Raw genomic sequence first — 22997 nt, forward strand, 5'->3', positions numbered from 1 at the left:
CGGCCTCCTGCCGGGCGGGGGTTTTCCTTGCCGGGCGCCGCAAGGGTTGGGTCAGCGGGATGGGCTCTCGATCTGCATGGAGGCGCTCCAGTCCGCGAGGAAGGACTCCTTCTTGAGGGTGTCGAGGTAGGTCAGCAGCCCGGGACCGATGCGGATCGGCAGCAGCGGCCGCCCCTCGGTCCGTAAGAGCCAATCCTGCGTTTCCGCGCCGGGTGCGCCGGCGAGAAGCGGCAGCATCGATGGCGAGGCGGCAATCGCCGCTTGTCCCTCCGGCGACAGCAGGAAGTTGATGAAGGCGACCGCCGCGCGCTTGTTCGGAGCGGTTTCCGGGATGAAGGCGGTGCGGGTCATCACCAGCGTGTAGTCGTCGAGCAGATAGAGGCCGAGCCGCTTGTCCTCCCGCGCCTTTCCAAGCGCGTAGGAGCCGATCATGTTGTAGCCGTAGACCAGTTCCCCGCTCGCCACGCGTTCAAGGACCTCGTTGGTGCAGCAGAAGGTGCGAACCCGCGCCCGGCCAAGGGATTCCGCCAGACGGGAGAACTGATACCCGCGCTGCGCGTCCTGGGTGGCGAAGAGATAGCCGACGCCCGACAGGCTGACATCGTAGGTACCGATGCGCCCGCGAAAGAACTCCGGATCATCGCGGATCATGCCGGCGAGCTCGGAGCGGGTGTGCGGCAGGGACCGGTTGGCGAAGGCGCGCTTGTTGTAGGTCATCACCACCGGCTCCCAGGTGAAGCCATAGAGCTCGCCGCGCCACTGCGCCCAGTCGGGCAGGGTGTCGGCGTTGGGCGGGCGAAAGGCGAAGGCCATGCCGCTGTTCACCAGCTTGGCCTGCAGATCCATCGATGAACTGATGACGACGTCGGCGGCCGCACTTCCCGTGGCGATGGCCGCGTAGAGTTCGCTGGTGTTGAACTCGACATACTCGACCCGGACGCCCGGGTAGGCGGCCTCGAAGCGTGAGATCACCTCGGTGACCGCCGTGGTGTCGGTGGCGCTGTAGATGCGCAGCACCGTCTCGGCGTCTGCGGGCGCTGCCGTCAGAACGGCGGCGCAAGCCCCCAGAATGAGGGCTGCGATGGCTTTCATGCGGGTCTCCTCCCCCGTGCACCGGTCTTTTTTGCCGGTTTTTAGTCCGGCCCTTCGGCCGGCATGTCCAGTTCGACGCGCAATCCGCCGAGCCGGCTCTCCCCCAGCGTCAGCCGTCCGCCGTGGCTGCGGGCGACCGCGCTGACGATGCTGAGGCCGATGCCGGATCCTCCCCCGGCCCGGTTCAGCGAATAGAAGCGTTCGACGACCTTCTCCCGTTCCTCCTCGGGAATTCCCGGCCCGGAATCGTCCACTGATATTCGCACCGCCGGCCTGCCGTCGAGGTGCGTCGGCGCCATGCCGATGTCGATCCGGCTTTCCGCCGGTCCGTGCCGGGCGGCGTTGTCCAGCAGGTTGCGCAGCGCCTCGCGCAGCGCGACCGGATCGGCGACCAGCGTGGCACTGCCGGCAGGCAGTTCGTCGTGCAGCACGGCGATGTCGATCCCGCCAGTCTGCGGGTTGCGCAGGAATTCCTCGACCGCCGCGCGGATCAACGGCATCAGCTCGATGCGCTCGACCGGACTGTCGATGCCGCGATGCGTGACCATGGCGTGGGACAGGAGCTGGTTGGTGAGGCGGATGGTCCGCGTCGCCTGCTCCGAGGCCCGCTCGAGGCGCTGGCGCATCCGCTCCGGGTCGTCCTGTTCGGCGGCCATCTGAAGCTGCCCCTGCAGGGCGGCGAGGGAGGTTCGCATCTGGTGGGCAACATCGGCGATGAACGACTGCGCGTGCTCCTTGCTGGCGACGAGACGCAGCATGAAGTCGTTGATGGCGCCGATCAGACCCTCCACCTCGCGTGGTGGCTGGGCGTCGAGCGGTGTCATGTCGGCGGGCTCGCGGCCACGGATATCCGCCTCGATGCCGGACAGCGGAGCCATCGCCCGGTTGATGCCAAGGCGCATGAAGAACAGGCCTATGGCGGCGATGGCGACCAGTCCGGCCACCCCCTTGGAGAACAGGTCAAGCTGCATCTCGTCGCGGGCGATGCGGGTGTGGCCGAGCTGGAGCAGGATCCAGTCCGGCCCGGTCGGCTCGATGATGAGCTTGCCCTGGAGGATGAAGCGGGCGGTCTCGCCGCTGTAGGGCGCGTCGAAGAACCGGGGCTCGTCGGCGGTTCGCGCGCCTGAGGGAAGCGGCAGGTCGGGCGCGCCGGTCAGCGTCTGTCCGCCAAGGCGGAAGATCCGGTAGAAGACACGGTCCTCCTTGGCGAGGCCGACGATCTCCAGCGCGGAGGAGGGGATGTCGATGGTCAGGCCTTCGGGCGTCGGCGAGACACGCTCCAGGATGGCGATGGCCGAGCCGGCGAGAAGCAGGTCATAGGTCTGGTTGGCGGCGTTGCGGGCATAGCTCCACAGGCCGATGGACAGCACCGCCAGGATGACGAGAAACCCCGCGGTCATGCCGATCGTCAGCCGTCGGCGCAGGGAATAGGGCGCCGTGCGCACCTCGCTCGCGCCCGGCATCGTCAGTCGTCCCGCGCATTCGCGATATAGCCCAGCCCGCGGATGGTCCGGATCGTGAAGTCGGCGCCGTCGAGCTTGCGGCGCAACCGCGTCATCGTCTGTTCGACGGCGTTCAGCGTCGGCGCCTCGTCAAAGGTGTAGAGCTTGTCGGCGACCTCCTCCTTCGACAGCACGCGGCCGATGTTGCCGATCATCACCTCGAGCAATTGCACTTCGCGATGGCGCAGGTCGACATCGGCGCCGTCGACGGTCGCCCGCTTGGCGGCGCGGTCGAAGGCGAAATTTCCGGCCAGGAAGAGGTTGCTCGATTCCCCGGCGCGACGCCGTGCGAGGGCGCGGCAGCGCGCGGCGAGCTCGCGCAGGTCGAAGGGCTTGACGATGTAGTCGTCGGCGCCCGCATCGAGGCCGACCACGCGGTCGTCGATCTCCGAGCGCGCGGTGAGCAGCAGGACCGGGGTGTGATCGCCGTTCAACCTGAGCTGGCGCAGGATCTCGAAGCCGTTGCGGCCGGGCAGATTGACGTCGAGGAGGATCAGGTCGAAGGACTTGTAGCGGAGCAGCTCGCCAGCCTGGGTGCCGTCGGACTCGCGGTCAATGGCATGCCCCTCGCCGCGAAAGCGATCGATGATCGCTTCGGCCAGTTCGTCATTGTCCTCCACAAGAACGATCCGCATGGACATTGATTAGTCCATCGCCGGAAGCGCGGGAAGCAAAACCCGCCTGCAACCGGCCCTTGTCAGCGTCGCGTCAGCGACGGGTCAAGCTCCGGTCAGCCGCGCCGCATAGTCTCATGCTCCACGCCAGCCGCCGGCCTTGTCGGCAGCTTGCGTGAGATCATTGGGAGGAACATATGAATCTCGTAAAAACCGCGGCCGCGGCGCTTGTCGTCGCCGGCCTGAGCGCTCCTGCGTTCGCCTTCGACATCGAGAAGCCCGAGTGCATCGCGCCGGCGCAGCCGGGCGGCGGCTTCGACCTGACCTGCCGTGTCGCGCAGACCGGCCTGAAGGCGGAATTCGACAAGCCGATGCAGGTCAGCTTCATGCCCGGCGGCATTGGCGCCGTCGCCATTAATCTGTTCAACACCACCCGCACCGACGATCCGAACGCCATTGTCGCCTTCTCGTCCGGCTCGCTGCTCAACATCGCCACCGGAAAATACGGCGAGTGGACCGAGAACGACGTGCGCTTCCTTGCGACGGCCGGCGCGGACTTCGGCGCCGTGGTGGTGCGCGCGGACAGCCCCTTCAAACAGCTTTCCGACCTGATGGATGCGGTCAAGGGGGATGCTTCGTCCGTCGTCTTCGGCGCCGGTGGTTCGGTCGGTTCGCAGGACTGGATGAAGGCGGCGCTGCTGCTGCGCTCCATCGAGCAGGACCCGAAGAAGATGCGCTACGTCGCCTTCGACGGCGGCGGCGAGTCCATCGCGGCGCTGCTTGGCGGCAGCATCCAGGTTTACATGGGCGACGTCGGCGAGATGGTTCCGCATCTGGATGCCGGCAAGCTGCGCATCCTTGCGGTGATGTCGGACGAGCGTCTGCCGGAGCCCTTCGCCGAGATCGCGACCGTCAAGGAGCTTGGCTATGACGCCGAGTGGACCATCCTGCGCGGGTTCTACATGGGCAAGAATGTCTCCGACGAGGCCTATGACGCCTGGGTCGCGAAATTCAAGGCCGCCTACGCGAGCGAGGAGTTCGCCAAGCTGCAGCACGAGAAGGGTCTTCTGCCGTTGAATCTCGCCGGCGCCGAGCTCGACGCCTCGGTCAAGCAGCGCATCGCGACGCTGCGCGAGATCGCCCGCGATGCCGGCCTGATCCAGTAGTCGGCCGGTTACAACGGCACGTCCCGACGACAGGCCGGTGGCGGCAGGCGCATCGCGCGCCGCCGCCGGGCGCTCGCGCGGGGAAGGGAGGACACCATGGCAGACCGCGTCTTCGCGGGCGCGTTCCTCGTGATCGCGCTGCTCTACACCTACATTGCCTTCACCATCATCAAAGCGCCTTTCCAGTACGATCCGCTGGGGCCGGAATCCTGGCCGCGTATCATCGGCCTGGCTGCCTGTCTGTGCGCGCTCTACCTGATCCTTCGCCCCGACGTGGAGAAGCTGTCGACATCGCTGTCCACGGTCGGCCGCCTGGCACTGGTCGTGGTGCTGCTGCTCGCCTATGCGCGGCTTTACGAGCCGCTCGGCTTCCTCGTCGCCACCTGGGTGTTCGCAGCCGTCTTCGGATGGCGGCTCGGGGCGACGCCGGGCAGGGCGATCGCCTTTGGCGGCGTCACCGGCGTTGTCGGCTATTTCGTCTGCACCCGGCTTCTCGAGCTGAACCTGCCTGCCGGCCTGCTCAACCACATTCTGTGAGGCACCCATGGACGCTGTCATCTCCGGGCTCTCGGCGGGCTTTGCCGTTGCCTTGCAACCCTTCAACCTGTCCCTCGTGCTGATCGGCTGTTTCGCCGGCACGCTGATCGGGTCGCTGCCGGGCATTGGCCCGATCAATGGTGTGGCAATCCTGCTGCCCATCGCCTACGGCCTTGGCTTTCCCCCCGAATCCGCGCTGATCCTGCTGGCTGGCATCTATTATGGTGCCGAATACGGCGGGCGGATCTCCTCTATCCTGCTCAACGTTCCAGGCGACGCCGGCGCGGTGATGACGACGCTCGACGGCAATCCCATGGCCAAGCGCGGCGAGGCCGGGCGGGCGCTGTCGCTGTCGGCCGTCGCCTCCTTCATCGGCGGCACCTTCGCCGTCGTTCTGATGTCGCTGAGCGGGCCGGCGCTGGCCGCCTACGCCGTGACCTTCTCGCCGTCGGACTATGTGGCGCTGATGGTCTTCGCCTTCGCCAGCCTCGCCTCGCTGGTTGGCAGCAATCCGGTCAAGACCCTGCTTGCCGCCCTGATGGGTCTGATGCTCGCATCCATCGGCATCGATGCGAACACCGGCATCGCGCGCTACACCTTCGGCATCCCCGACATTCTCGCCGGCATCGACTTCCTGGTGGTCGTCATCGGCCTGTTCGGCATGGCCGAGCTCATCCATCTGGTCGAGCAGCAGGTGACCGGGCGGCTGAAGCCGCTTGCCATAGACAAGAGCTTCGTCTCGCTGAAGGATCTTGCCTTCACGAAGTGGACCATCCTGCGCGCGTCGATGATCGGCTTCTTCATCGGCATCCTGCCGGGCACGGGTGCTTCGGTCGCCTCCGCGGTCGCCTATGGCGCGGAAAAGCGGGTGGCGAAGAACTCGGAGAACTTCGGCAAGGGCGACCTGCGCGGCCTGGCCGCGCCAGAGGCGGCCAACAATGCAGCGGCCGGCGGGGCGATGGTGCCGATGCTCACCCTCGGCATCCCCGGTTCGGGCACGACGGCGATCCTGCTCGGGGCGCTGCTGCTGTTCAATGTCACGCCGGGGCCGATGATGTTCGAGCAACGCCCGGAGATCGCATGGGGCCTGGTCGCCTCCATGTACATCGGCAACCTGGCGCTGCTGGTCATCAACCTGCCGCTGGTCGGGCTCTTCGCCCGCATGCTGACGATCCCGCAGCAATACCTGACGCCGCTGATCGCGGTGCTGGCCTTCATCGGCGTCTACTCGGTCGTCAGCAATCCGCACGATCTCTACATGATCACGCTGCTCGGCGTGTTCGGCTGGATCCTGCGCAAGCTGGACTTCTCGCTGGCACCGGTGATCCTCGGCTTCGTGCTCGGCAGTCTCTTCGAGGACAACCTGCGCCGGGCACTCTCGATCTCCGCCGGAGACTGGTCGATCCTGCTCAACTCGTGGAACAGCATCGTGCTCTACATGCTGGCCGCGCTGGTGGTGATCCTGCCGCTGTGGCTCGGCCGGCGGAAAGCGCGCTCGTGACGCGGGACGGTGCCCGCAGCCTCGCCGTCGCCCTCGCCGCCGGCCTTGTCGGCGCCGGGGGCGCGACGCTGGTCGGGGTGCCGGCCGCAGCGCTGATCGGCAGCACCGTCGCGGTCACACTGGCGGCGTTTCTGCGGCTTCGTCCCGCGATACCCGGGATGCTGCGCAATGTGGCGTTCCTGGTGATCGGCGTGACACTGGGGGCGGGCGTCACGCCGCATTTCCTGTCGGATATCGCCAACTGGCCAGTGAGCCTTGCCATGCTGGCGGTTACCATGGCCGGGGTGATGGTCGTCTCCGGCGCGCTGCTGCAACGGGGCTACGGGCTCGATCCGGTGACCGCACGGCTTGCCACGTCGCCCGGCGCGCTCAGCTACTGCCTGTCGCTTGCAGCCTCCGGCATCGGCGACCTGCGGGCCGTGATGGTGCTGCAGAGCCTGCGCCTGCTGGTGATCACGCTGCTCTTGCCGCCGATCATCGCGGTGGTCGGTGCCGGTCCCGACGCGGCCGGCCTTCACAGCCTTGGCGAGATCGGATATGGCGCGTCCGCACTGATCCTTGCCGTTGCCTTCGTCGCCGGCCTGGTTGGCGAGCGGGTCAACCTGCCGGCGGCCTATCTTCTCGTCGGCCTGACGATCAGCGCCGCGACCCATGCCGCCGGCCTTGTCGAAGGCCGGTTGCCGGTGCCGCTCACCTTCCTCGGCTTCACGGTTACCGGGGCGGTGATCGGGGCGCGGTTCAGCGGGCTGACGCGCCAGGAGCTGTCCCGGCTCGGCAGTGCCGGCCTCGCCGCCGCGTCGGCCGCGCTGGCCATTTCGGCCGTCGCAAGTCTGCTCACGGCCTGGATTGTCGGTCTGCCGTTCGGCCAGGTGTGGGTGGCCTTCGCGCCGGGGGGCGTCGAGGCGATGTCCTCGATGGCGCTTTCGCTTGGCTACGATCCGGTCTTCGTGGCGACGCATCACGTCTTTCGCATCGTGGTGCTGATAGCCGTCATGCCCCTCCTGCTGCGTTTCGGCACCGGCAGGTGACCTTGCCGGCCCCGCGCGCCGCCGGTCGGTCGGGGGCGCCGACGGCAGCATTCGCGGTTTAGCTTGCCCGGCGGCGGGCGATTGGGCAATTTCGTCGCTTCGATGACGGCGGCGTGTCGTGCGGCCGGACCGCCGCGACAACCGTCACCAGACCAGATCTCGATCAAGACCGGACGGAATGACCAAGGAAACGCCTGTTGCGCCGCGTTCGCGCAACACCACCTTGCGGGACGTGGCGAAGGCGGCGGGCGTGGATGTGTCCACCGTGTCGCGTGTCCTGAAGAACGACAAGGACGTGCGGACCAGCGCGGAGACGCGCCAGCGCATCATCGACGCGGCCGAGAGGCTGCAGTATCGGGCCAATCCGCTTGCGCGCGCGCTGAAGACGGCGCGTTCGCGCACGCTGCTCATCGTCGTGCCGCAGATCGAGAACCCGGTTTTCGCCTCCGCCATCCTCGGTGCGGAGGCCGAGGCGCGGGAGAGGGGCTATGTCCTGCTCGCCGCCTATGAACAGAACGGGCCGGCGGCGAACGTGCTGGAACGGGTCTCCCAGTCCAGCCTCATCGAAGGCGTGATCATTGCCAGCTTCGACGAGGATGACGGCCTGCGCCAGAGCATCGCGGCGATCAACCGCCCCTATGTGGTGATCAACCGCATCCTGCCGGGCGACGTGCATTGCGTCGCGGTCGACACCTGCGCGGCCAGCGCCATCGGTGTCCGCCACCTGCTCGAATTGGGGCACCGCCGGATCGGTCATCTCGCCGGCCGGCTGGGGCGGTTCAACGGCAACGCCCGCCGCCAGGGCTGGGAGCAGGCGATGACCGCCGCCGGGCTGGTCGCAGATCCCGACCTTGTGGCGGAGGCCGGCTATGATCCGGCGCGGGTGCCGGCCGCCGTCGAGGCGCTGCTGGCGCAAGGGGCGACGGCCATCCACGCCGCCACGCTGCTGACCGGCGCGGCGACCATCGCGCATCTGCACCGCCTCGGCCTCGACGTGCCGGGCGACATTTCCGTGGTCACCCTGCATGACGACCTGCTGGCCCGCGTCGTCTTCCCCGAAATCACCACGGTCGGGCTGCCAACCCATGAAATGGGACGCGAGGCGGTTCGAACCCTTCTGGCGCAGCTCGAGCCCGAGACGGCCGATGCCGCTGCGTCTCCCGCGCTTTTGCTCGCCCCCGGCGACCTTGTGGTCCGAGGCTCCGCCGCTCCCCTGTCAATTTAGGTATTGACGCCACCCCGGTATTGCGTTTTCTATCTGAACAAACGTTTGCTCAATTGGCTGGTCGCGCTGGTTTGCGCCGCCGAAGTCGGGAAGGGAGGACCATTGTGAGCAGTGAAACGCGGTTCGCGGAGTTTGCGGACATTGTCGGGGCGGACAACATCCTTGCGGGCGAGGACGACCGCAGGCGCTATGCCCACGATAAACTGCCCTATGCGAATTTCCGGGCTCGCGCCGGTGCTCTGGTCGGCACATTGCCGGGCGTGGTGCTGCGCCCGGGATCGGCGGAGGAAGTGCAGAAGATCGTGCGTACGGCCGGCGAAGCGGGTGTCGCGCTCATTCCTTACGGCAGCGGATCGGGTGTCCTTGGCGGCACCATCCCGCTCGGGGAAGAGGTGATGATCGACATGCAGCGCATGGACCGGATCCTCGAGATCGACCATGAGAACGCGCTCGTCACCGTCGAGGCCGGCATGAACGGCGAGGCTTTCGAGGCGGAACTCAACGAAAAGGGCTACACGGCCGGCCATCTGCCCCAGTCGCTGACCATCTCCACCATCGGCGGCTGGGCCGCCTGCCGCGGCGGCGGTCAGGAATCGAGCCGCTACGGCAAGATCGAGGACATCGTCGTCGGCATGAAGGCCGTCCTGCCGGACGGGCGCATGCTTGAGGTGCGTCCGCTGCCCAAGCGTGCCACCGGCCCCTCGATCCGCGATCTTGTCGTCGGCAATGAGGGCACGCTCGCGATCATCACCGAACTGACCTTGCGCCTGTGGAAGCTGCCCGAGGCGGAGGAGATCATCGTGCTGGCCCTTCCAGACCGGCAGGCGGCGCTGGGCCTCGCCCGCCGGATCATGCAGGCGGGCCTGCATCCGCGCATCGTGCGGCTTTATGACGAGCGGGAAACCGCGTCGCGCACCGAGGGCATCGCGGCTTTCGCCGACCGGCCGGTGATGGCCAACATCGTGGTCTGCGGCGAGCCCGGAGTGGTGGCGGCCGAGGCGGCACTGGTGCGCTCCTTCGCTGCCGAGGCGGGCGCCGTGGAAACGGAAACCCGGCCCTTCGACGACTGGCGGGCCAGTCGCTACAAGTCCATCAGCCAGCAATGGCAGGACAAGGGCTTCTACAACGACACGATCGAGGTGACCGTGAACTGGTCGCGCGCATCTGCACTCTATGAGGCGATCCGCGAGCAGGTGCCGGCGATCCATCCCGAGGCGCATTTCAGCGCCCACTGGTCCCACGTCTATCCGGAGGGCGTGTGCCAGTACATGACCATCCGCCTGCCGCAGATGCCGCAGGAAGAAGCGCTTCCGCTCCATGCCAGGCTCTGGAAACTCCTTGAGGGCGAGACGCTTGCCCATGGCGGCTCCATTGCCCACCACCACGGCAGCGGCCTGTTCCGCGGGCCCTGGATGGACGGCGAGCTGGGCGTCGGCATGGACATCCTGCGTGCGGTAAAGCAGGCCATCGATCCGCAGAACCTGTTCAATCCGGGCAAGCTCGGCCTGCCGGCGCGCGACGGTTCCATCGACCCCTATCGCGACAGGGGGGATCATGCCTGATCCTTTGCTGCTGGGCATCGACCTTGGCGCGGGTTCGCTGAAATCGACGATCACGGATGGCGCCGGCAGGGTGCATGGCGCCGCCTCCGCCGCCGTCGAGACGCTCGCCCCGCACGCCGGCTTCAGCGAGCAGGACCCGCTCGGCTGGCGCGCCGCGATGATCGACACCCTGTCTCAGCTTTGGCGGCAGGGCATCGATCCGGCGCGCATCGCCGGCATCGCCTTCACGGCGGGCGCGCATACCCACGTTCTGGAGGATGGCGAGGGCCGCATCCTGCGGCCGGCGATCATGTGGAACGATCAGCGCTCGGGGCGGCAGGTCGCTGCCCTGCGCCAGTCGCACGGGCCCCGGATCCTGGAGCTCTCGGGCAATCTGGTCAGCGCCACATGGACGTTGCCGCAACTTGTCTGGGTGCGCGAGAACGAGCCGGACGTCTTCGCCCGGATCCGGCGCGTGCGTCCGGCCAAGGACTGGCTGCGCCGGCAGGTCGACGGCAGCGACGCGACCGACATCACCGACGCATGGGGGCTGATGCTGGCCGATGCCGTCGGTGGTGGCTGGTCGGAGGAGCTCTGCCGCCTTGCCGGGATCGATCCGTCCGTGCTGCCGCCGGTGGTCGCCTCGAGCGCGGTGACCGGCGCGGTCACGGCGGCGGCGGCCGAGGCGACCGGGCTTCGGCAGGGAACGCCGGTCATCTGCGGCACCTCCGATACCAACGCCGAGACCTTTTGCGGCGGCATGACCCGGCCCGGCCTCGGCTCGCTGAAACTGGCCACGGCGGGAACCGTGTCGACCCTGACGCCGGCACCGGCCTTTTCCGAAAAGGTCATCCACTATCCCCATCTCGTGCCGGGGCACTGCTACACGATCCTGGGCACCAACTCCTGCGCCTCGGCGCACCGCTGGCTGCGCGACACCCTGTTTGGCGCCATCGGCTTCGACGGCATGGACCAGGCGGCGCGCGCGGTGCCGCCGGGCAGCGACGGGCTGCTCTTCCATCCCTATCTGAACGGCGAGCGGAGCCCTTACTGGGATCCGGATCTCAGGGCGTCCTACGTCGGCCTGGGCTTTGCGCATGGGCCGGGACATTTCGTGCGCGCGCTCTATGAGGGCATCGCCTTCAGCTTGCGCGACTGCCTGGAGGTGCTGCGCGGCCTCGACATGGGCTTCGAGACGGCGCGCCTCGTCGGCGGCGGCACGCGCAGCGAGCTCTGGCAGCAGATCATCGCGGATGTGACCGGACTCGTGATCGAGATCCCGCGCGAGGGAGACGCCTCCTTCGGCGCGGCGCTGATCGCCGGGCTCGGGGCTGGTGTTTTCGCCGACACGCAGGCGGCCGCCGCGGTGATCGAGGTCGCCGCCACGCGCCGTCCGCAGGCGGATGCGGCCGCGCGCTACGAGGAAGGGTTCGCGCTCTACCGGGAAACGAAGGAAGCGCTGACGGCCGTCAACCACCGCATCGCGGCGGCCGGCAGGGGAGGGAACTGATGGCGGAAGTGAGCCTGCGCGGCCTGCGCAAGACCTACGGCTCCGTGACGGCGGTCGAGGGCGTCGACCTGGACATCGCCAAGGGCGAGCTGATCGTGCTGCTTGGTCCTTCGGGCTGCGGCAAGTCGACGACCCTGCGCATGGTCGCGGGTCTGGAGAGCATCTCGGGGGGGAAGCTGTTCATCGGCACGCGCGACGTGACGCAACTGGAGCCGAAGGATCGCGACATCGCGATGGTGTTCCAGAACTACGCCCTGTATCCGCACAAGACGATCCGCGCCAACCTCGGCTTCGGGCTGAAGATGCGCGGCATCGACACGCAGGGGACGCAGCAGCGGGTCGAGGCGGTCGCCGAGATGCTGGGGATCACGCATCTGCTCGAGCGCAAGCCGCGCCAGCTCTCCGGCGGCCAGATGCAGCGCGTTGCCCTCGGCCGGGCGCTGGTGCGCGACCCGGCCGTGTTTCTTCTCGACGAACCGCTGTCGAACCTGGACGCCAAGCTGCGCGTGCGCATGCGCGAGGAGATCGCGCTGCTCCAGAAGCGGATCGGCAAGGCGATGATCTACGTCACCCACGACCAGACCGAGGCGATGACCCTTGCGGACCGCATCGTCATCATGCGCGACGGCCACGTCCAGCAGATCGGCGCCCCGCTCGAGGTCTACGACCGGCCGCAGAACGTCTTCGTGGCCGGCTTCATCGGCTCGCCCGAAATGAACATCTTCCCGGCGGAGGTCCGGGACGGACGCCTGTGCATGGGGCCGTCGGCGGACATGTCGCTTGCCGCGCCGTCCGCGGCGCCGCGCGGGCCGGTCATCGCCGGGGTGCGGCCGGAGGCGCTGCGCGTCGCCGACCAGGGGCTGCCCTTCGTCGTGCGGGCGGTCGAACAACTGGGATCCCAGACCCTGCTGATCGGCCGCGTCGGGGACCTGCAGCTTCGCGTCATGGAGGAACGACGCGACGACATCCGCGCGGGAGACACGGTGGCGGTATCGGGAGACGTCGCCGCGATCCATCTCTTCGACCGGGAGACAGAACAGCGACTGGCATTGTCCGCCTCTGCGGAGCCGGCGCGGAACTGACTGCAACCACCGCGGCGGAGGACGCGGGGCAACTTGGGAGGAGACTATGAAGAACTCGGGGAATTCACGGCTTATCACCCGGCGTCAGACCCTGCGCGGTGCGGGCGCTCTCGGTCTTGGCATGGCGCTGTCCGGCCTCGCCGCGCCCGCAATTCGTGCCCAGGGCCGAAAGGAGATCCGCTTCCTGAACTGCGAGACGGGCAAGGACACGCTCGCCTTCTTCGACAGGATCGCCAAGGAGTATCAGGAGAAGACCGGCATCGAGGTGCGGATCGATTCCGTGCCTCTCGGCGAGAGCTTCACCAAGATCACCAACGGCATTCGCAGCGGCACGCCCTATGATATCGCCAATGTCGGCTTCATTGGCCATGTGCTGCTGCTGGCGGACCAGGGCCAGATCGTTCCGCTGAACGAACTCACCGACCCGTACGAATGGGGAAACAACATCCTCTTTCCGATGGACGGCAAGGTCTACTGGTATCCCTTCGACTACAACCTTTCGGTGATCTACTACCGCAAGGACCTCTACGAGCAGAACGGCCTGTCGATGCCGAACACCTGGGACGAGTTCGTCGCCAACTGCCAGGCGACGATGGCAGGCCGGCGCAAGGGCTGCCTGTTCCCCATCGGCTCGAATGGCGCGACCAACTGGATGTCGCTGGCCTTCATGTGGGCCGAGGGCGTCAAGCTGTTCGACGACCAGTGGAATGTTGTTCTCGACGCCGAAGGCATGAAGTCGAAGGCCGCCGCCTATCTCGACTTCATGGAGCAGCTCTATCCGACCATGCCGCCGGGGGCCATCCAGGCCGACTATGCGACCGTTCTGTCGAATGTCGTCGGCGGCAGCGTCGCCCATGGCCCCTATGCCGGGCGTGTGCTCGAGGTGGCCGAACGCGACAATCCGACGGTCGCCGAGAACCTCGGCATCATGCCCTACATGGACAGCACCGGCCGCAACAAGGCGGTCAGCCACGGCTACGACGGCTGGGTGGTCCTCAAGACCGACAACACCGACCCGGCCATGGAGTTCATGCGCTGGCTGACCACCGAGCGCCTGATCGACTTCCTGCACACCGCGCCTGTCCACTTCCAGCCGACGCGGCTGGACATCTACGACAATGACCGCTGGCGGGACAACGCGCTCATCCGCAAGTACGCCGACCAGATCGAGGTCATGCGCAAGATGGTCACCGACGAAGCCATGCTGGTCACCTCCGTCGACACCCAGGGGCCGCGGCCGGACATTCGTCCGGGCAAGGTCTTCGAGGCCTTCGTCATGCCGGAGATGATCCAGGACAAGCTCATCAAGGGCATGTCGTCGACGGAAGCGGTCGAGCGCGCGGCGGCGCGGATGCGCGAACTGGTGAACTGATCCACGGCCTTTCGCCGATGCCATCGCGAAGGCGGCGCGCGTTGCCGCCTTCGCTTTCCCGATTGCGAGAAGGGTGGACGAATGACCCGCTGGATGCTGCCGGCCTTTTTGGCCGTGGGCGTGATCGTGACCTTGACGCTGATCGTCGGCCCGGCGCTTTACGCCGTGTCGCTCAGCTTCTTCGACATGCCGTCGCTGACCTCCGACCCGGTCTGGGTGGGGTTGGCGAAATACCATGCCGTGCTGATGAGCGCGGAATTCTGGAACGCCCTGTGGAACGGCATCGTCTACGCCGGCCTGGCGATCGTGCTCCAGGTGGTGCTCGGCATCGGCTTCGCGCTTATCCTGCATCAGCCGTTCCGTGGCCGGGCGCTGGTGCGAGGGCTGGCGTTTCTTCCCTATCTGCTGCCGACGGTGATCGCGGTACTGACCTTCAAGTGGATGGTCGACGGATCGCTCGGCATCGTCACCATCCTCATGGACGACTGGGGCCTGCCGCCGATCTACTGGTTCGAGACCGAGCAGGCCGCGATGATCTCGGTGATCCTCGTGTCGGTATGGCTGTGGACGCCGTTCGTCACGACGACCTTCCTTGCGGGACTGCAGACCGTGCCGACGCAGCTCTACGAGGCGGCGCGTGTCGACGGGGCCGGTCCGATCCGCCGCTTCTTCCACATCACGTTGCCGATGCTGCGGCCGATCCTGACGGTCATCGTGCTGTTGCGCGGCGTGTGGATGTTCAACAAGTTCGATGTCATCTGGCTGACCACGGGCGGCGGGCCGCTCGGGGCGACGGAGCATCTGCCGATCCTGTCCTATCGCACCGCCTTCGCGCTCTATGACATCGGCAGCGGCGCCGCCATCGCGACGATCTCCTTCCTGTTCCTGTCGCTCGCCGTCTTCCTCTACTTCCGCGCCTTTCCCATGGAGGACGATGCATGACATCCGCAGCTCCCCGACCGGTCGCGCGCATCGGCCTCTATATTGCGGCGTTCGCCATCGCGATCTACAGCGCCTTTCCGATCTACTGGATGGTGTCCTCTTCCCTGCGCCCGACGCAGGAGATGCTCACCAATCCGACGCTCGTGCCCTCCGAGCTGACCTTGCGCTACTACTACAGCCTGCTCGCGCAGACCGATTATCCGCGCCAGTTCCTCAACAGCCTGATCGTCGCCGTCTCCACCGTGGTGTTGACCATGGTCCTGTCGGTGATGATCGCCTATGGCGTCACGCGCCAGAGGATCAGGGGCAAGAAGGCGATCATCGCCGGCATGCTCTATGCCTACATGTTCCCGCCGCTGCTGCTTGCCATCCCGCTCTATGCGATGTTCACCAAGGTCGGGCTCAACGACACGCTGTTTTCGCTGGTCGTGTCGCATCTGACCATGACCATGCCGCTCGGCGTCTGGTTCCTCTGGGGCTTCTTCAAGGCGATGCCCTTCGAGCTGGAGGAGGCGGCGATGGTCGACGGCTGCACCAGGCTCGGCGCGTTCCTGCGGGTGGTGCTGCCGCTGTCGGTTCCCGGCCTGGTCACGGTGGCGATCTTCGCCTTCCTGCTGTCTTGGACGGATTACACCTTCGCGCTGGTGATGATCGGCTCGGATGTGAACAAGACGGTTCCTCTCGGGCTTGCGTCTATGATCGGCGCCTTCGACCTGCGCTGGGGCGATATCATGGCCGGGTCGACGCTGATCGCGATGCCCCTGTTCGTCGCCTTCATTCTGCTTTCCCGGTATTTCGTGCAGGGCCTGACGGCCGGCGCGGTGAAAGGATAGGTCATGGCCTTGCGTATTCTCGGAGCCCCGCAACGCTATGTTCAGGGGCCCGGCGCGATCGACACGCTCGGTGCCGAGGTCGAACGCCTGGGGGGCGGCCAGGTCGCCATCGTCATCGATCCGGTCGCAGCCGATCTGCTCGGCGCGCGCATCGCGCGGTGTCTGCCGCGGGCGCGGCTGCTGCCTTTCGGCGGCGAGTGCACGGCGGCCGAGATCGAGGCCCAGGCGGCGGAAATCGGCGACGCCTGCCTGATCCTCGGCATCGGCGGCGGCAAGGCCATCGATACCGCCAAGGGGGCGGCGATCCTGCGCGACCTGCCCGTCGGAATCGTCCCCACGATCGCCTCCAACGACAGCCCGACAAGCCACATCGCCGTGGTCTACAGCGCCGATCACGCCGTTGAGGGGGTGCGCCACATGCGGGCGAACCCGGCGCTCGTGCTGGTCGATACCGCCGTCATCGCCTCCGCGCCCCGCCGCTTTCTGGCAGCCGGCATCGGTGATGCCATGTCGAAGCCCTACGAGCTTGCCGGGGCGCTTGCCGGCGGCGGTCTCAACTTCTTTGGCGGGACGCCGACGGAGCTGACGCGGGCCATTGTCGCGCGTGCCGGCACCATCCTCCTTGAGGATGGCGCGCAGGCGATGGCGGCGACGGAGCCCGATGCCGCCTTCGAGCGGGTGGTCGAGGCGACGATCCTGCTCAGCGGGCTCGCATTTGAGAGCGGCGGGCTGTCCATCGCCCATTCCATGGTGCGCGGCTTCTCGGTCATGCCGCAGCTGGCGCATCTGCTGCATGGCGAGATGGTGGCGCTCGGCACGCTGACGCAGCTTGCTGCCGGGCAGGGGGACACGGCGGAGATCCGCCGTCTCGCGGTCTTCTTCCGGCGCATCGGGCTGCCGGTGTCGCTCGCCGCCTTCGGGCTGGGCGAGCCGGCGGATCTGCGGCGCATCGCCGAGGTCTCGCTGACCGCTCCCTATGCCGGCAACTACATGCGCCAGCTCGGACCGGACGACCTGGTCGCGGCGATGCGCGACCTCGAGGCCCATGTCGGAGGCTAGACGGCGGCACGCCGCGACAACGGACGGGAAAGGCAGCGGAATGCGCAAGGTGATCGTGACCGGCGGGGGAACCGGCATCGGGCGGGCGACGGCCGAGTGCCTCGCCGCGCGCGGCTGGGACGTGATCGCGGCGGGGCTGGAGCGGGACGATGCGTTGTCGCCGGACGTCTCCTTCGTCGAGTGCGACATCACCGATGAGGCGGCCCGCGACAGGCTGTTCGTCTCCACGCCCGCTTTGCACGGCCTGGTCAATTGCGCCGGCGTGATCCGCTTCGATGCGGAATGGGACGCGGCGACCTTCGAGAAGGTGATGGCGATCAATGTCGGCGGCAGCTTCGCCGCCGCCACGGCGGCGTTGCCGGCGCTGGAGCGAACCGGCGGCGCCGTTGTCAACATCGCGTCGATGTGGAGCTGGTTCGGCAATGGTGCCGCTCCGGCCTATTCGGCCAGCAAGGGAGCGGTGTCGTCGCTGACCCGCTCGCTCGCGGTCGCCTGGGGTGGCCGCGGCGTCCGGGTGAACGCTGTTGCACCGGGCTGGGTCGACACCCGGCTCTCGGCGCGGGCGAAGGCGGACCCGGTTCGCGGCCCCCGGATCGCCGCGCGCATTCCGCTCGGGCGCTGGGCTCAGCCGGGCGAAGTCGCGGCCGTGATCGCCTTCCTGCTGTCCCCGGACGCATCCTATGTGCACGGTGCCATCGTACCGGTCGACGGCGGCTATTTGGCCGCCTGAGCGCCAGGCCCCGGGTCTCAGTCGGCCGCTGCTTTCAGCCGGTAGCGGAAATCGCAGTGACTGGCGCCCTTCATGATGGTCTGGGTGCGCGTCAGCTCCATCTTCGGATTGTAGCCGATGCAGAAGTCGCCATCACGGTTGCACGACAGCAGGTGCCCGATGTCGCCGAGACCCATCTCCTTGTACATTTCCGAGTAGCGACAGCGGGTGACGTTGAAGTCGAGCTTGTCCGTGCCCTCGTCGAGCACGTCCATCTCGAGCGCTCCGTCCATCTTCCAGAGCGGCAGCAGATCGGCGAAGTCCTTGAGGTTCGGCTCATGGTCTTCCTTCTCCCGGAAGTCCTTGCCCTGGGCGATGGCCGAGTTCGATACCGCCTCGCCGATCACGGCCTCCGCCTCGGCACGGCCGTGCCGCTCGACGAGGACGTCGAACACGCATTTGAGGATCTGCGCCTCGATGCGGCGCTTCTCGATCATCGGAAGGGGCGCTTGGGTCTGTGTCATGGTGTCGTCCTTTCGCATCTGGGTGTCGCGTCGCGCGGCGGCCTGGCGCGGGGTGTCGGCGGGCAGGGTTCGGCGCCTCAGGCGCCGGCGACATGCCCGCCGAGATAGGCGTCGGCGACGCGGCTGTCGTTGGCAAGCTCGCTCGCCGTGCCTTCCATCAGGATCCGCCCTCCCTCGATGACGGCGGCCCGGTCGGCGATCCGCAGCGCCGCCTTGGCGTTCTGCTCCACGATCAGGATCGCGTAGCCCTCGGAGCGGATCTGCTCGACAAGATCGAAGATGAAGCGGACCAGCAGCGGGGCAAGGCCCAGCGACGGCTCGTCGAGAAGGAGCACCTTGGGCTTGCGCATCAGCGCGCGGCCAATGCACAGCATCTGCTGTTCGCCGCCCGAGAGTGATCCCGCACCCTGCCGCAATCGCTCCTTCAGCTTGGGAAACAGCGTCAGCACGTGGTCGAGCTCCTGGGTTCCCAGAGGCCCGCCGCCGATCGTCAGGTTCTCCAGCACGCTCATGTTGGAAAAGATCTGACGGCCTTCGGGCGCCTGCAGGATGCCGCGCTCGACGATCTGGTTGCTCTTCAGGCCGACGATGTTTTCCCCGTCGTAGCGGATTTCGCCGCCGGTCGGGTGGTAGATGCCGGAGATGCAGCGCATCAGGCTGGTCTTGCCGACGCCGTTGGCGCCGAGGATCGCCAGGATCCCCTTGTCCGGCAGGGCCAGCGTGATGTCGTGCAGGATGTCCTGCACACCGATCCTCAGCGACAGGTTTCTGATCTCGAGAACGTTCACGCGTCCACTCCCAGATATGCTTCCAGGACCTCCTGGTTCTGCCGCACGAGTGCTGGCTCGGCGTCGGCGATCTTCTTGCCCGAGGCCAGCACCACGATCCGCTCGCAGATGCTCATGACAAGGCCCATGTCGTGTTCCACGAGCATGACTGTGAGGCCCTCGCCGTGCAGGTCCTTGACGAAGGTGGCAAGCTCGGCCGTCTCTGAATCGTTGAGCCCCGCCGCCGGTTCGTCGAGGATCAGCAGGTCCGGCTTCATCGCCAGCGCGCGCGCGATCTCCAGATACTTGCGCTTGCCGTAGGCGAGGTTCGCCGCCAGCTCGTTGGCGTATTCGGTGAGGCCGACCTTTTCCAGCGCTTCCCAGCTGCGCTCGGAGATCTGCTTTGCCCGCTTCGATCCGGCGGTGATCGCCTGCCAGGGGCTCTGGCCGATGGCCCCGACGGCCCCGACCGAGACATTGTCGAACACGGACATGTTGGGGAACACGCGCAGGTTCTGGAACGTGCGGGAGATACCGCGATGGGCGATGGCGGCCGGCTTCAGCCCGCTGATCTTCTCGCCCCGGTAGCGAATTTCTCCCGAGGAGACCGGGGTGAATCCGGAGATCAGGTTGAAGAGCGTCGTCTTGCCGGCGCCGTTCGGGCCGATCAGGCCGATGAGCTCGCCCTCGCCGACGTGCGTGGTGACGCTGTCGACGGCCATCAGGCCGCCGAAGCGCCGGGACACGTTGTCCACTTCCAGCATGGCCGTCATTTCCAGCCCACCTTCTGCTTGTCGGGCGCGCTCTGCCAGGAGCCGTTCAGCCGGCGGCGGACGAAGTCGAGCGCCGGCACTTCGCCGAAGAGGCCCTTCGGCAGATACAGGATCGAGCAGAACAGCACGACGCCGACGATGATGTTGCGGATGTCGCCGACCGAGCGCAGCGCCTCGGGCAGCAGGATCAGCAGCAGCGCGCCGATGATCGCGCCGGGAATGGAGCCGAGCCCGCCGACCACCACCATCGCCAGGATCAGGATCGATTCCGAGAAGTCGAAGTCGACCGGCGAGATGTAGCCCGTCGTATAGGCCCAAAGCGCCCCCGCGATCCCGGCGAAAAAGGACGAGATCATGAAGGCCTCGATCTTCAGCCGCACGGTGTCGATGCCCATGGCGTCGGCGCACTGGTCGTCCTCGCGCAGGCTGCGCAGAGCGTTGCCGTAGTAGGAGTGGCTGAGCCTGTGGATCACCCAGATCGAGGCGGCGACGATGACGGCGACGACGAAATAGGTGCCCGTCTCGCTGTCGATGGCATGGCCGAAGAGGTCGATGCCGGTGAACATGATCACGCCGTTCGGGCCCTTGGTGACGGCCACCCAGTTCTGCAGGACCAGGAAGATCATCTGCCCGATGCCAAGCGTCGCGACGGCGAAGTAGATGCTCACGAGCCGCATGGTCGGCAGCGCCACCACGAAGGCGACGGCCGCCGCGCCGATCCCGGCCATCGGCAGGCCGATGGCGAAGCCGATGCCGTGGTCGGCACCCGCGAGTGCGGCGATATAGGCGCCGATTCCGTAGAAGGCGGCGTGGCCGAGATGCAGCAGGCCGGCGATGCCGGTGACGAGCTGCAGCGACACGGCAAGCAGCGAGAAGATCAGCGCCAGCGTCGCGATCTGGTAGAGATACCCTTGGCCAAGCCAGGCGAGCAGGGCGGGCAGGGCGGCGAAAACCACCGCCAGGATGACGAGCTTCAGGCCCGCCGATTGGAAGTTGATCCTAGACACGTTCCCTCCTTGCTCCGAAGAGCCCCTGCGGGAAGAACACCAGGGTGACGATGAGGAACAGATAGGCCACCATGTCCGCCCAGACGGACGACACGAAGGTGGTCGACATGCTCTCGGCGATGCCGAGCACGAGCGCCGAGATCACCGCGCCGGGGATCGAGCTCAAGCCGCCCATGACCATTGCGACGAAGGCCTTGATGCCCGGGATGAAGCCCATCGCCGGGAACACCGCGCCATAGTAGAGGCCGACCAGGATGCCGGCGAGCGCACCCATCATCGAGCCGATCACGAAGGTGATGACGATGGTCCGGTCGGTGTTGATGCCGACGTATTTCGCGCCGAGCGGGTTGTTGGAGACGGCGCGGATCGACAGGCCGATGGCGCTGTAGCGCAACAGGTACTGAAGACCGCCCAGCATCAGCGCCGATACGACGAAGATGATGATGTCGCCGTTGACGATGGTGATCGGTCCGAGCTCGATCGGCTTGTTGATCAGATAGGCGATGTCGATGGTCTGGAACTCCGAACCGAACAGGAGCTCCATCGCCTCGCGGGCGATGATCGACATGGCGAGCGAGGACATCAGCGTCGCCTCGCGCATGGCGCGTGACTTGAGCGAGGCCTCGTCGGAGAATCTTCGGAAGGGCCGGAAGGCGAGGCGCTCCAGCCCGAAGCCGGCAAAGGCACCGACCGCCAGGACGATGAAGACCACGATCAGGAACGGCGGGCCGAAGGCGGCGATCGCCATGATGCCGGCGAAAGCGCCGATCGTGTAGACCTCGCCATGGGCGAAGTTGACGACGTTGAGCACGCCGAAGATCAGCGTGAAGCCGATGGCCATGAGGGCGTAGACCATGCCCAGCGACACGCCGATCGTCAGCTGTTGCAGATAGTATGGATCAAGCACGGGGTCTGTCCTGGCAAGCGAGGAACACGGGAACCTTGCGCTGCGGGCACACATCGTGCGTGCCCGCGAGTGCGTGTCGGTCTGCGAAGTTCGGCGCGCGGCCCAACTCCCGGACGGCAGGAATGCCCGCCCGGGAGCGCGTCGGGCTTACTTGACCGGGACGAAGGTGCCGTCGGAGACGGTCGCCTTGGTCAGCTGCTTGATGGCCTCGCCGTCGGCGTCGAAGGAGGTCACGCCGGTGACGCCGGGATAGTCCTTGGTCTTGGCCAGCTCGTCGCGCACGTTCTGGCGGCTGACGTCGGGATAGGCGCGGGCGACCGCCTCGAGCATGATGTTGACCGCGTCGAAGGCCTGGGCCGGGAACTGCCCGGGCTCGGCTCCGTTGCGCGCCGCCTTCCACTCGCTGACGAACTTCTGGACGTTCTCGTCATCGCTGTTGGGCAGGAAGGTCGCCGTCAGGTACAGCCCCTCGGCGGCCGGGCCGGCGAGCTCGACGAGCTTCTGGTTGTAGGCGGCCGAGGTCGAATAGACCGGGGTGTCGACGCCAAGCTGCTGCATCTGCTTCAGGAACTGGGCGCCGTCCTCATAGAAGAAGCCGGTGTAGATGGCGTCGGGCTTGGCGCGCTCGATCTTCGTGATGATCGAGCGGAAGTCCGGCAGGCCGCGGTTGAAGAACTCGGTGAACACCACCTCGCCGCCGTTGGCCTTCACCTTGTCGGCGAAATCCTTGACCACCGACTGGCCCCAGTCGGTCTGCTCGGCGATCACCGCGATCTTCTTGTAGCCCTGCTCGTTCATCCAGTCGGCGTTGAAGACGCCTTCCTGGGCCTGGGTGGTGATGTTGCGGAACTGCCATTCGGAGATCTTGGCGAAGTCCGGGTGCGAGGCGGTCTGGCTGAGCTGGGCCATTCCGGCGCGCTTGTAGACCTGGGCGGCGGCCATCGACACGGTCGAGGTGAAGTCGCCGAGCGCTGCGACGATGCGCTTGTCGTCGACGAACTTGCGGGCGATCGTGACGCCTTCCTTGGCGTCGGACCGCGAGTCCTCGAAGATGATCTCCACCGGAACCTTCAGCTTGCCGGAGGCGGCGAAATCCTTGAGCGCGATCTCTGCGGCGGTCTTGAAGTCCTGGCCGTACTGGGCGGTGTTTCCGGTCAATGGCAACTGGTAGCCGAGATAGATCGTGTCCTGGGCATGGGCCTTGACGGGCAGGGCGGCAAGTCCGGCAGCGCCGAGGACCAGTGCGAGCCAGTTTCTGCGTGTCACGTTCATGTGATCATCTCCGTTGTCTGGACGAATGTGTTGT

22 protein-coding genes are annotated in these 22997 nt (G+C 66.8%); 13 read left to right on the forward strand and 9 right to left on the reverse strand.

Features of this window, described 5'->3' with window-relative positions; genetic code table 11:
• Positions 1-51: 51 nt before the first annotated feature.
• Genes ACN0WF_RS15060 through ACN0WF_RS15070 form a run of 3 tightly spaced genes read right to left on the reverse strand, consistent with a single transcriptional unit; the run spans position 52 to position 3229 of the window.
• Positions 52-1092, reverse strand: coding sequence for an ABC transporter substrate-binding protein (locus ACN0WF_RS15060; protein WP_417773591.1), 1041 nt, complete (start codon positions 1090-1092; stop codon positions 52-54).
• 41 nt (positions 1093-1133) lie between these two features.
• On the reverse strand, positions 1134-2555 hold the full coding sequence (locus tag ACN0WF_RS15065) for a sensor histidine kinase N-terminal domain-containing protein (protein ID WP_417773592.1): 1422 nt from the start codon (positions 2553-2555) through the stop codon (positions 1134-1136).
• A 2-nt stretch (positions 2556-2557) separates the two neighbouring features.
• Complete coding sequence (locus ACN0WF_RS15070; protein ID WP_417773697.1) at positions 2558-3229, reverse strand: response regulator transcription factor; 672 nt, start codon at positions 3227-3229, stop codon at positions 2558-2560.
• Positions 3230-3405: 176 nt separating this feature from the next.
• On the opposite strand from ACN0WF_RS15070, the gene ACN0WF_RS15075 reads away from it, so the two are divergent.
• The 13 genes from ACN0WF_RS15075 (at position 3406) to ACN0WF_RS15135 (ending at position 17734) form a co-directional block, all read left to right on the forward strand.
• On the forward strand, positions 3406-4374 hold the full coding sequence (locus ACN0WF_RS15075) for a tripartite tricarboxylate transporter substrate binding protein (RefSeq protein ID WP_417773593.1): 969 nt from the start codon (positions 3406-3408) through the stop codon (positions 4372-4374).
• A 96-nt stretch (positions 4375-4470) separates the two neighbouring features.
• A complete protein-coding gene (locus ACN0WF_RS15080; protein ID WP_417773594.1) occupies positions 4471-4911 on the forward strand; it encodes a tripartite tricarboxylate transporter TctB family protein in 441 nt (146 codons plus the stop codon).
• A gap of 7 nt (positions 4912-4918) precedes the next feature.
• Entirely contained in the window at positions 4919-6412 is a 1494-nt protein-coding gene (locus tag ACN0WF_RS15085; RefSeq protein ID WP_417773595.1) for a tripartite tricarboxylate transporter permease, read from the forward strand.
• Complete coding sequence (locus ACN0WF_RS15090) at positions 6409-7440, forward strand: AbrB family transcriptional regulator (protein WP_417773596.1); 1032 nt, start codon at positions 6409-6411, stop codon at positions 7438-7440. Before ACN0WF_RS15085 ends, ACN0WF_RS15090 begins: the two co-directional genes overlap by 4 nt.
• Positions 7441-7618: 178 nt before the next feature.
• A complete protein-coding gene (locus ACN0WF_RS15095; protein ID WP_417773597.1) occupies positions 7619-8665 on the forward strand; it encodes a LacI family DNA-binding transcriptional regulator in 1047 nt (348 codons plus the stop codon).
• 104 nt (positions 8666-8769) lie between these two features.
• Positions 8770-10227: an FAD-binding oxidoreductase gene (locus ACN0WF_RS15100; protein ID WP_417773598.1), complete on the forward strand. Its 1458-nt coding sequence runs from the start codon at positions 8770-8772 to the stop codon at positions 10225-10227.
• A complete protein-coding gene (locus tag ACN0WF_RS15105) occupies positions 10220-11716 on the forward strand; it encodes a xylulokinase (protein WP_417773599.1) in 1497 nt (498 codons plus the stop codon). Before ACN0WF_RS15100 ends, ACN0WF_RS15105 begins: the two co-directional genes overlap by 8 nt.
• The gene (locus tag ACN0WF_RS15110) at positions 11716-12798 is read left to right on the forward strand and encodes an ABC transporter ATP-binding protein (RefSeq protein ID WP_417773600.1); all 1083 of its coding nucleotides are present in this window, start codon (positions 11716-11718) and stop codon (positions 12796-12798) included. The genes ACN0WF_RS15105 and ACN0WF_RS15110 overlap by 1 nt, the downstream gene beginning before the upstream one ends.
• Before the next feature lie 46 nt (positions 12799-12844).
• Positions 12845-14170, forward strand: coding sequence for an ABC transporter substrate-binding protein (locus ACN0WF_RS15115; RefSeq protein WP_417773601.1), 1326 nt, complete (start codon positions 12845-12847; stop codon positions 14168-14170).
• An 81-nt stretch (positions 14171-14251) separates the two neighbouring features.
• Positions 14252-15112: a carbohydrate ABC transporter permease gene (locus ACN0WF_RS15120; protein WP_417773602.1), complete on the forward strand. Its 861-nt coding sequence runs from the start codon at positions 14252-14254 to the stop codon at positions 15110-15112.
• On the forward strand, positions 15109-15945 hold the full coding sequence (locus ACN0WF_RS15125) for a carbohydrate ABC transporter permease (RefSeq protein WP_417773603.1): 837 nt from the start codon (positions 15109-15111) through the stop codon (positions 15943-15945). The genes ACN0WF_RS15120 and ACN0WF_RS15125 overlap by 4 nt, the downstream gene beginning before the upstream one ends.
• A 3-nt stretch (positions 15946-15948) precedes the next feature.
• Entirely contained in the window at positions 15949-17004 is a 1056-nt protein-coding gene (locus ACN0WF_RS15130) for a glycerol dehydrogenase (RefSeq protein WP_417773604.1), read from the forward strand.
• 40 nt (positions 17005-17044) lie between these two features.
• Positions 17045-17734, forward strand: coding sequence for an SDR family NAD(P)-dependent oxidoreductase (locus tag ACN0WF_RS15135; protein ID WP_417773605.1), 690 nt, complete (start codon positions 17045-17047; stop codon positions 17732-17734).
• Positions 17735-17751: 17 nt separating this feature from the next.
• On the opposite strand, the gene ACN0WF_RS15140 is transcribed toward ACN0WF_RS15135, so the two are convergent.
• From ACN0WF_RS15140 to ACN0WF_RS15165, 6 genes are all read right to left on the reverse strand, one after another.
• Entirely contained in the window at positions 17752-18237 is a 486-nt protein-coding gene (locus tag ACN0WF_RS15140) for an L-2-amino-thiazoline-4-carboxylic acid hydrolase (protein ID WP_417773606.1), read from the reverse strand.
• 77 nt (positions 18238-18314) lie between these two features.
• Positions 18315-19025 (reverse strand): ABC transporter ATP-binding protein, encoded by a 711-nt coding sequence (locus ACN0WF_RS15145; protein ID WP_417773607.1) that lies wholly within the window; start codon positions 19023-19025, stop codon positions 18315-18317.
• Entirely contained in the window at positions 19022-19768 is a 747-nt protein-coding gene (locus ACN0WF_RS15150; protein WP_417773608.1) for an ABC transporter ATP-binding protein, read from the reverse strand. Before ACN0WF_RS15150 ends, ACN0WF_RS15145 begins: the two co-directional genes overlap by 4 nt.
• A gap of 5 nt (positions 19769-19773) precedes the next feature.
• Positions 19774-20784 carry a branched-chain amino acid ABC transporter permease gene (locus ACN0WF_RS15155; RefSeq protein ID WP_417773609.1) on the reverse strand — a complete coding sequence of 337 codons (1011 nt, stop codon included), beginning with the start codon at positions 20782-20784 and terminating at the stop codon, positions 19774-19776.
• Positions 20777-21691: a branched-chain amino acid ABC transporter permease gene (locus ACN0WF_RS15160; protein WP_417773610.1), complete on the reverse strand. Its 915-nt coding sequence runs from the start codon at positions 21689-21691 to the stop codon at positions 20777-20779. The genes ACN0WF_RS15155 and ACN0WF_RS15160 overlap by 8 nt, the downstream gene beginning before the upstream one ends.
• A gap of 147 nt (positions 21692-21838) precedes the next feature.
• Positions 21839-22963, reverse strand: a complete 1125-nt coding sequence (locus ACN0WF_RS15165) for an ABC transporter substrate-binding protein (protein ID WP_417773611.1) — start codon at positions 22961-22963, stop codon at positions 21839-21841.
• Positions 22964-22997: the final 34 nt, after the last annotated feature.

This window comes from Stappia sp. (assembly GCF_048268045.1).
Lineage (GTDB): Bacteria > Pseudomonadota > Alphaproteobacteria > Rhizobiales > Stappiaceae > Stappia.

Coding starts and splice junctions, on each gene's coding strand:
- ACN0WF_RS15085 (WP_417773595.1), top strand. CDS start 4,919: ATGGACGCTGTCATCTCCGGGCTCTCGGCGGGCTTTGCCGTTGCCTTG.
- ACN0WF_RS15140 (WP_417773606.1), bottom strand. CDS start 18,237: ATGACACAGACCCAAGCGCCCCTTCCGATGATCGAGAAGCGCCGCATC.
- ACN0WF_RS15105 (WP_417773599.1), top strand. CDS start 10,220: ATGCCTGATCCTTTGCTGCTGGGCATCGACCTTGGCGCGGGTTCGCTG.
- ACN0WF_RS15150 (WP_417773608.1), bottom strand. CDS start 19,768: ATGCTGGAAGTGGACAACGTGTCCCGGCGCTTCGGCGGCCTGATGGCC.
- ACN0WF_RS15080 (WP_417773594.1), top strand. CDS start 4,471: ATGGCAGACCGCGTCTTCGCGGGCGCGTTCCTCGTGATCGCGCTGCTC.
- ACN0WF_RS15095 (WP_417773597.1), top strand. CDS start 7,619: ATGACCAAGGAAACGCCTGTTGCGCCGCGTTCGCGCAACACCACCTTG.
- ACN0WF_RS15125 (WP_417773603.1), top strand. CDS start 15,109: ATGACATCCGCAGCTCCCCGACCGGTCGCGCGCATCGGCCTCTATATT.
- ACN0WF_RS15060 (WP_417773591.1), bottom strand. CDS start 1,092: ATGAAAGCCATCGCAGCCCTCATTCTGGGGGCTTGCGCCGCCGTTCTG.
- ACN0WF_RS15070 (WP_417773697.1), bottom strand. CDS start 3,229: ATGCGGATCGTTCTTGTGGAGGACAATGACGAACTGGCCGAAGCGATC.
- ACN0WF_RS15065 (WP_417773592.1), bottom strand. CDS start 2,555: ATGCCGGGCGCGAGCGAGGTGCGCACGGCGCCCTATTCCCTGCGCCGA.
- ACN0WF_RS15075 (WP_417773593.1), top strand. CDS start 3,406: ATGAATCTCGTAAAAACCGCGGCCGCGGCGCTTGTCGTCGCCGGCCTG.
- ACN0WF_RS15115 (WP_417773601.1), top strand. CDS start 12,845: ATGAAGAACTCGGGGAATTCACGGCTTATCACCCGGCGTCAGACCCTG.
- ACN0WF_RS15120 (WP_417773602.1), top strand. CDS start 14,252: ATGACCCGCTGGATGCTGCCGGCCTTTTTGGCCGTGGGCGTGATCGTG.
- ACN0WF_RS15135 (WP_417773605.1), top strand. CDS start 17,045: ATGCGCAAGGTGATCGTGACCGGCGGGGGAACCGGCATCGGGCGGGCG.
- ACN0WF_RS15130 (WP_417773604.1), top strand. CDS start 15,949: ATGGCCTTGCGTATTCTCGGAGCCCCGCAACGCTATGTTCAGGGGCCC.
- ACN0WF_RS15110 (WP_417773600.1), top strand. CDS start 11,716: ATGGCGGAAGTGAGCCTGCGCGGCCTGCGCAAGACCTACGGCTCCGTG.
- ACN0WF_RS15165 (WP_417773611.1), bottom strand. CDS start 22,963: ATGAACGTGACACGCAGAAACTGGCTCGCACTGGTCCTCGGCGCTGCC.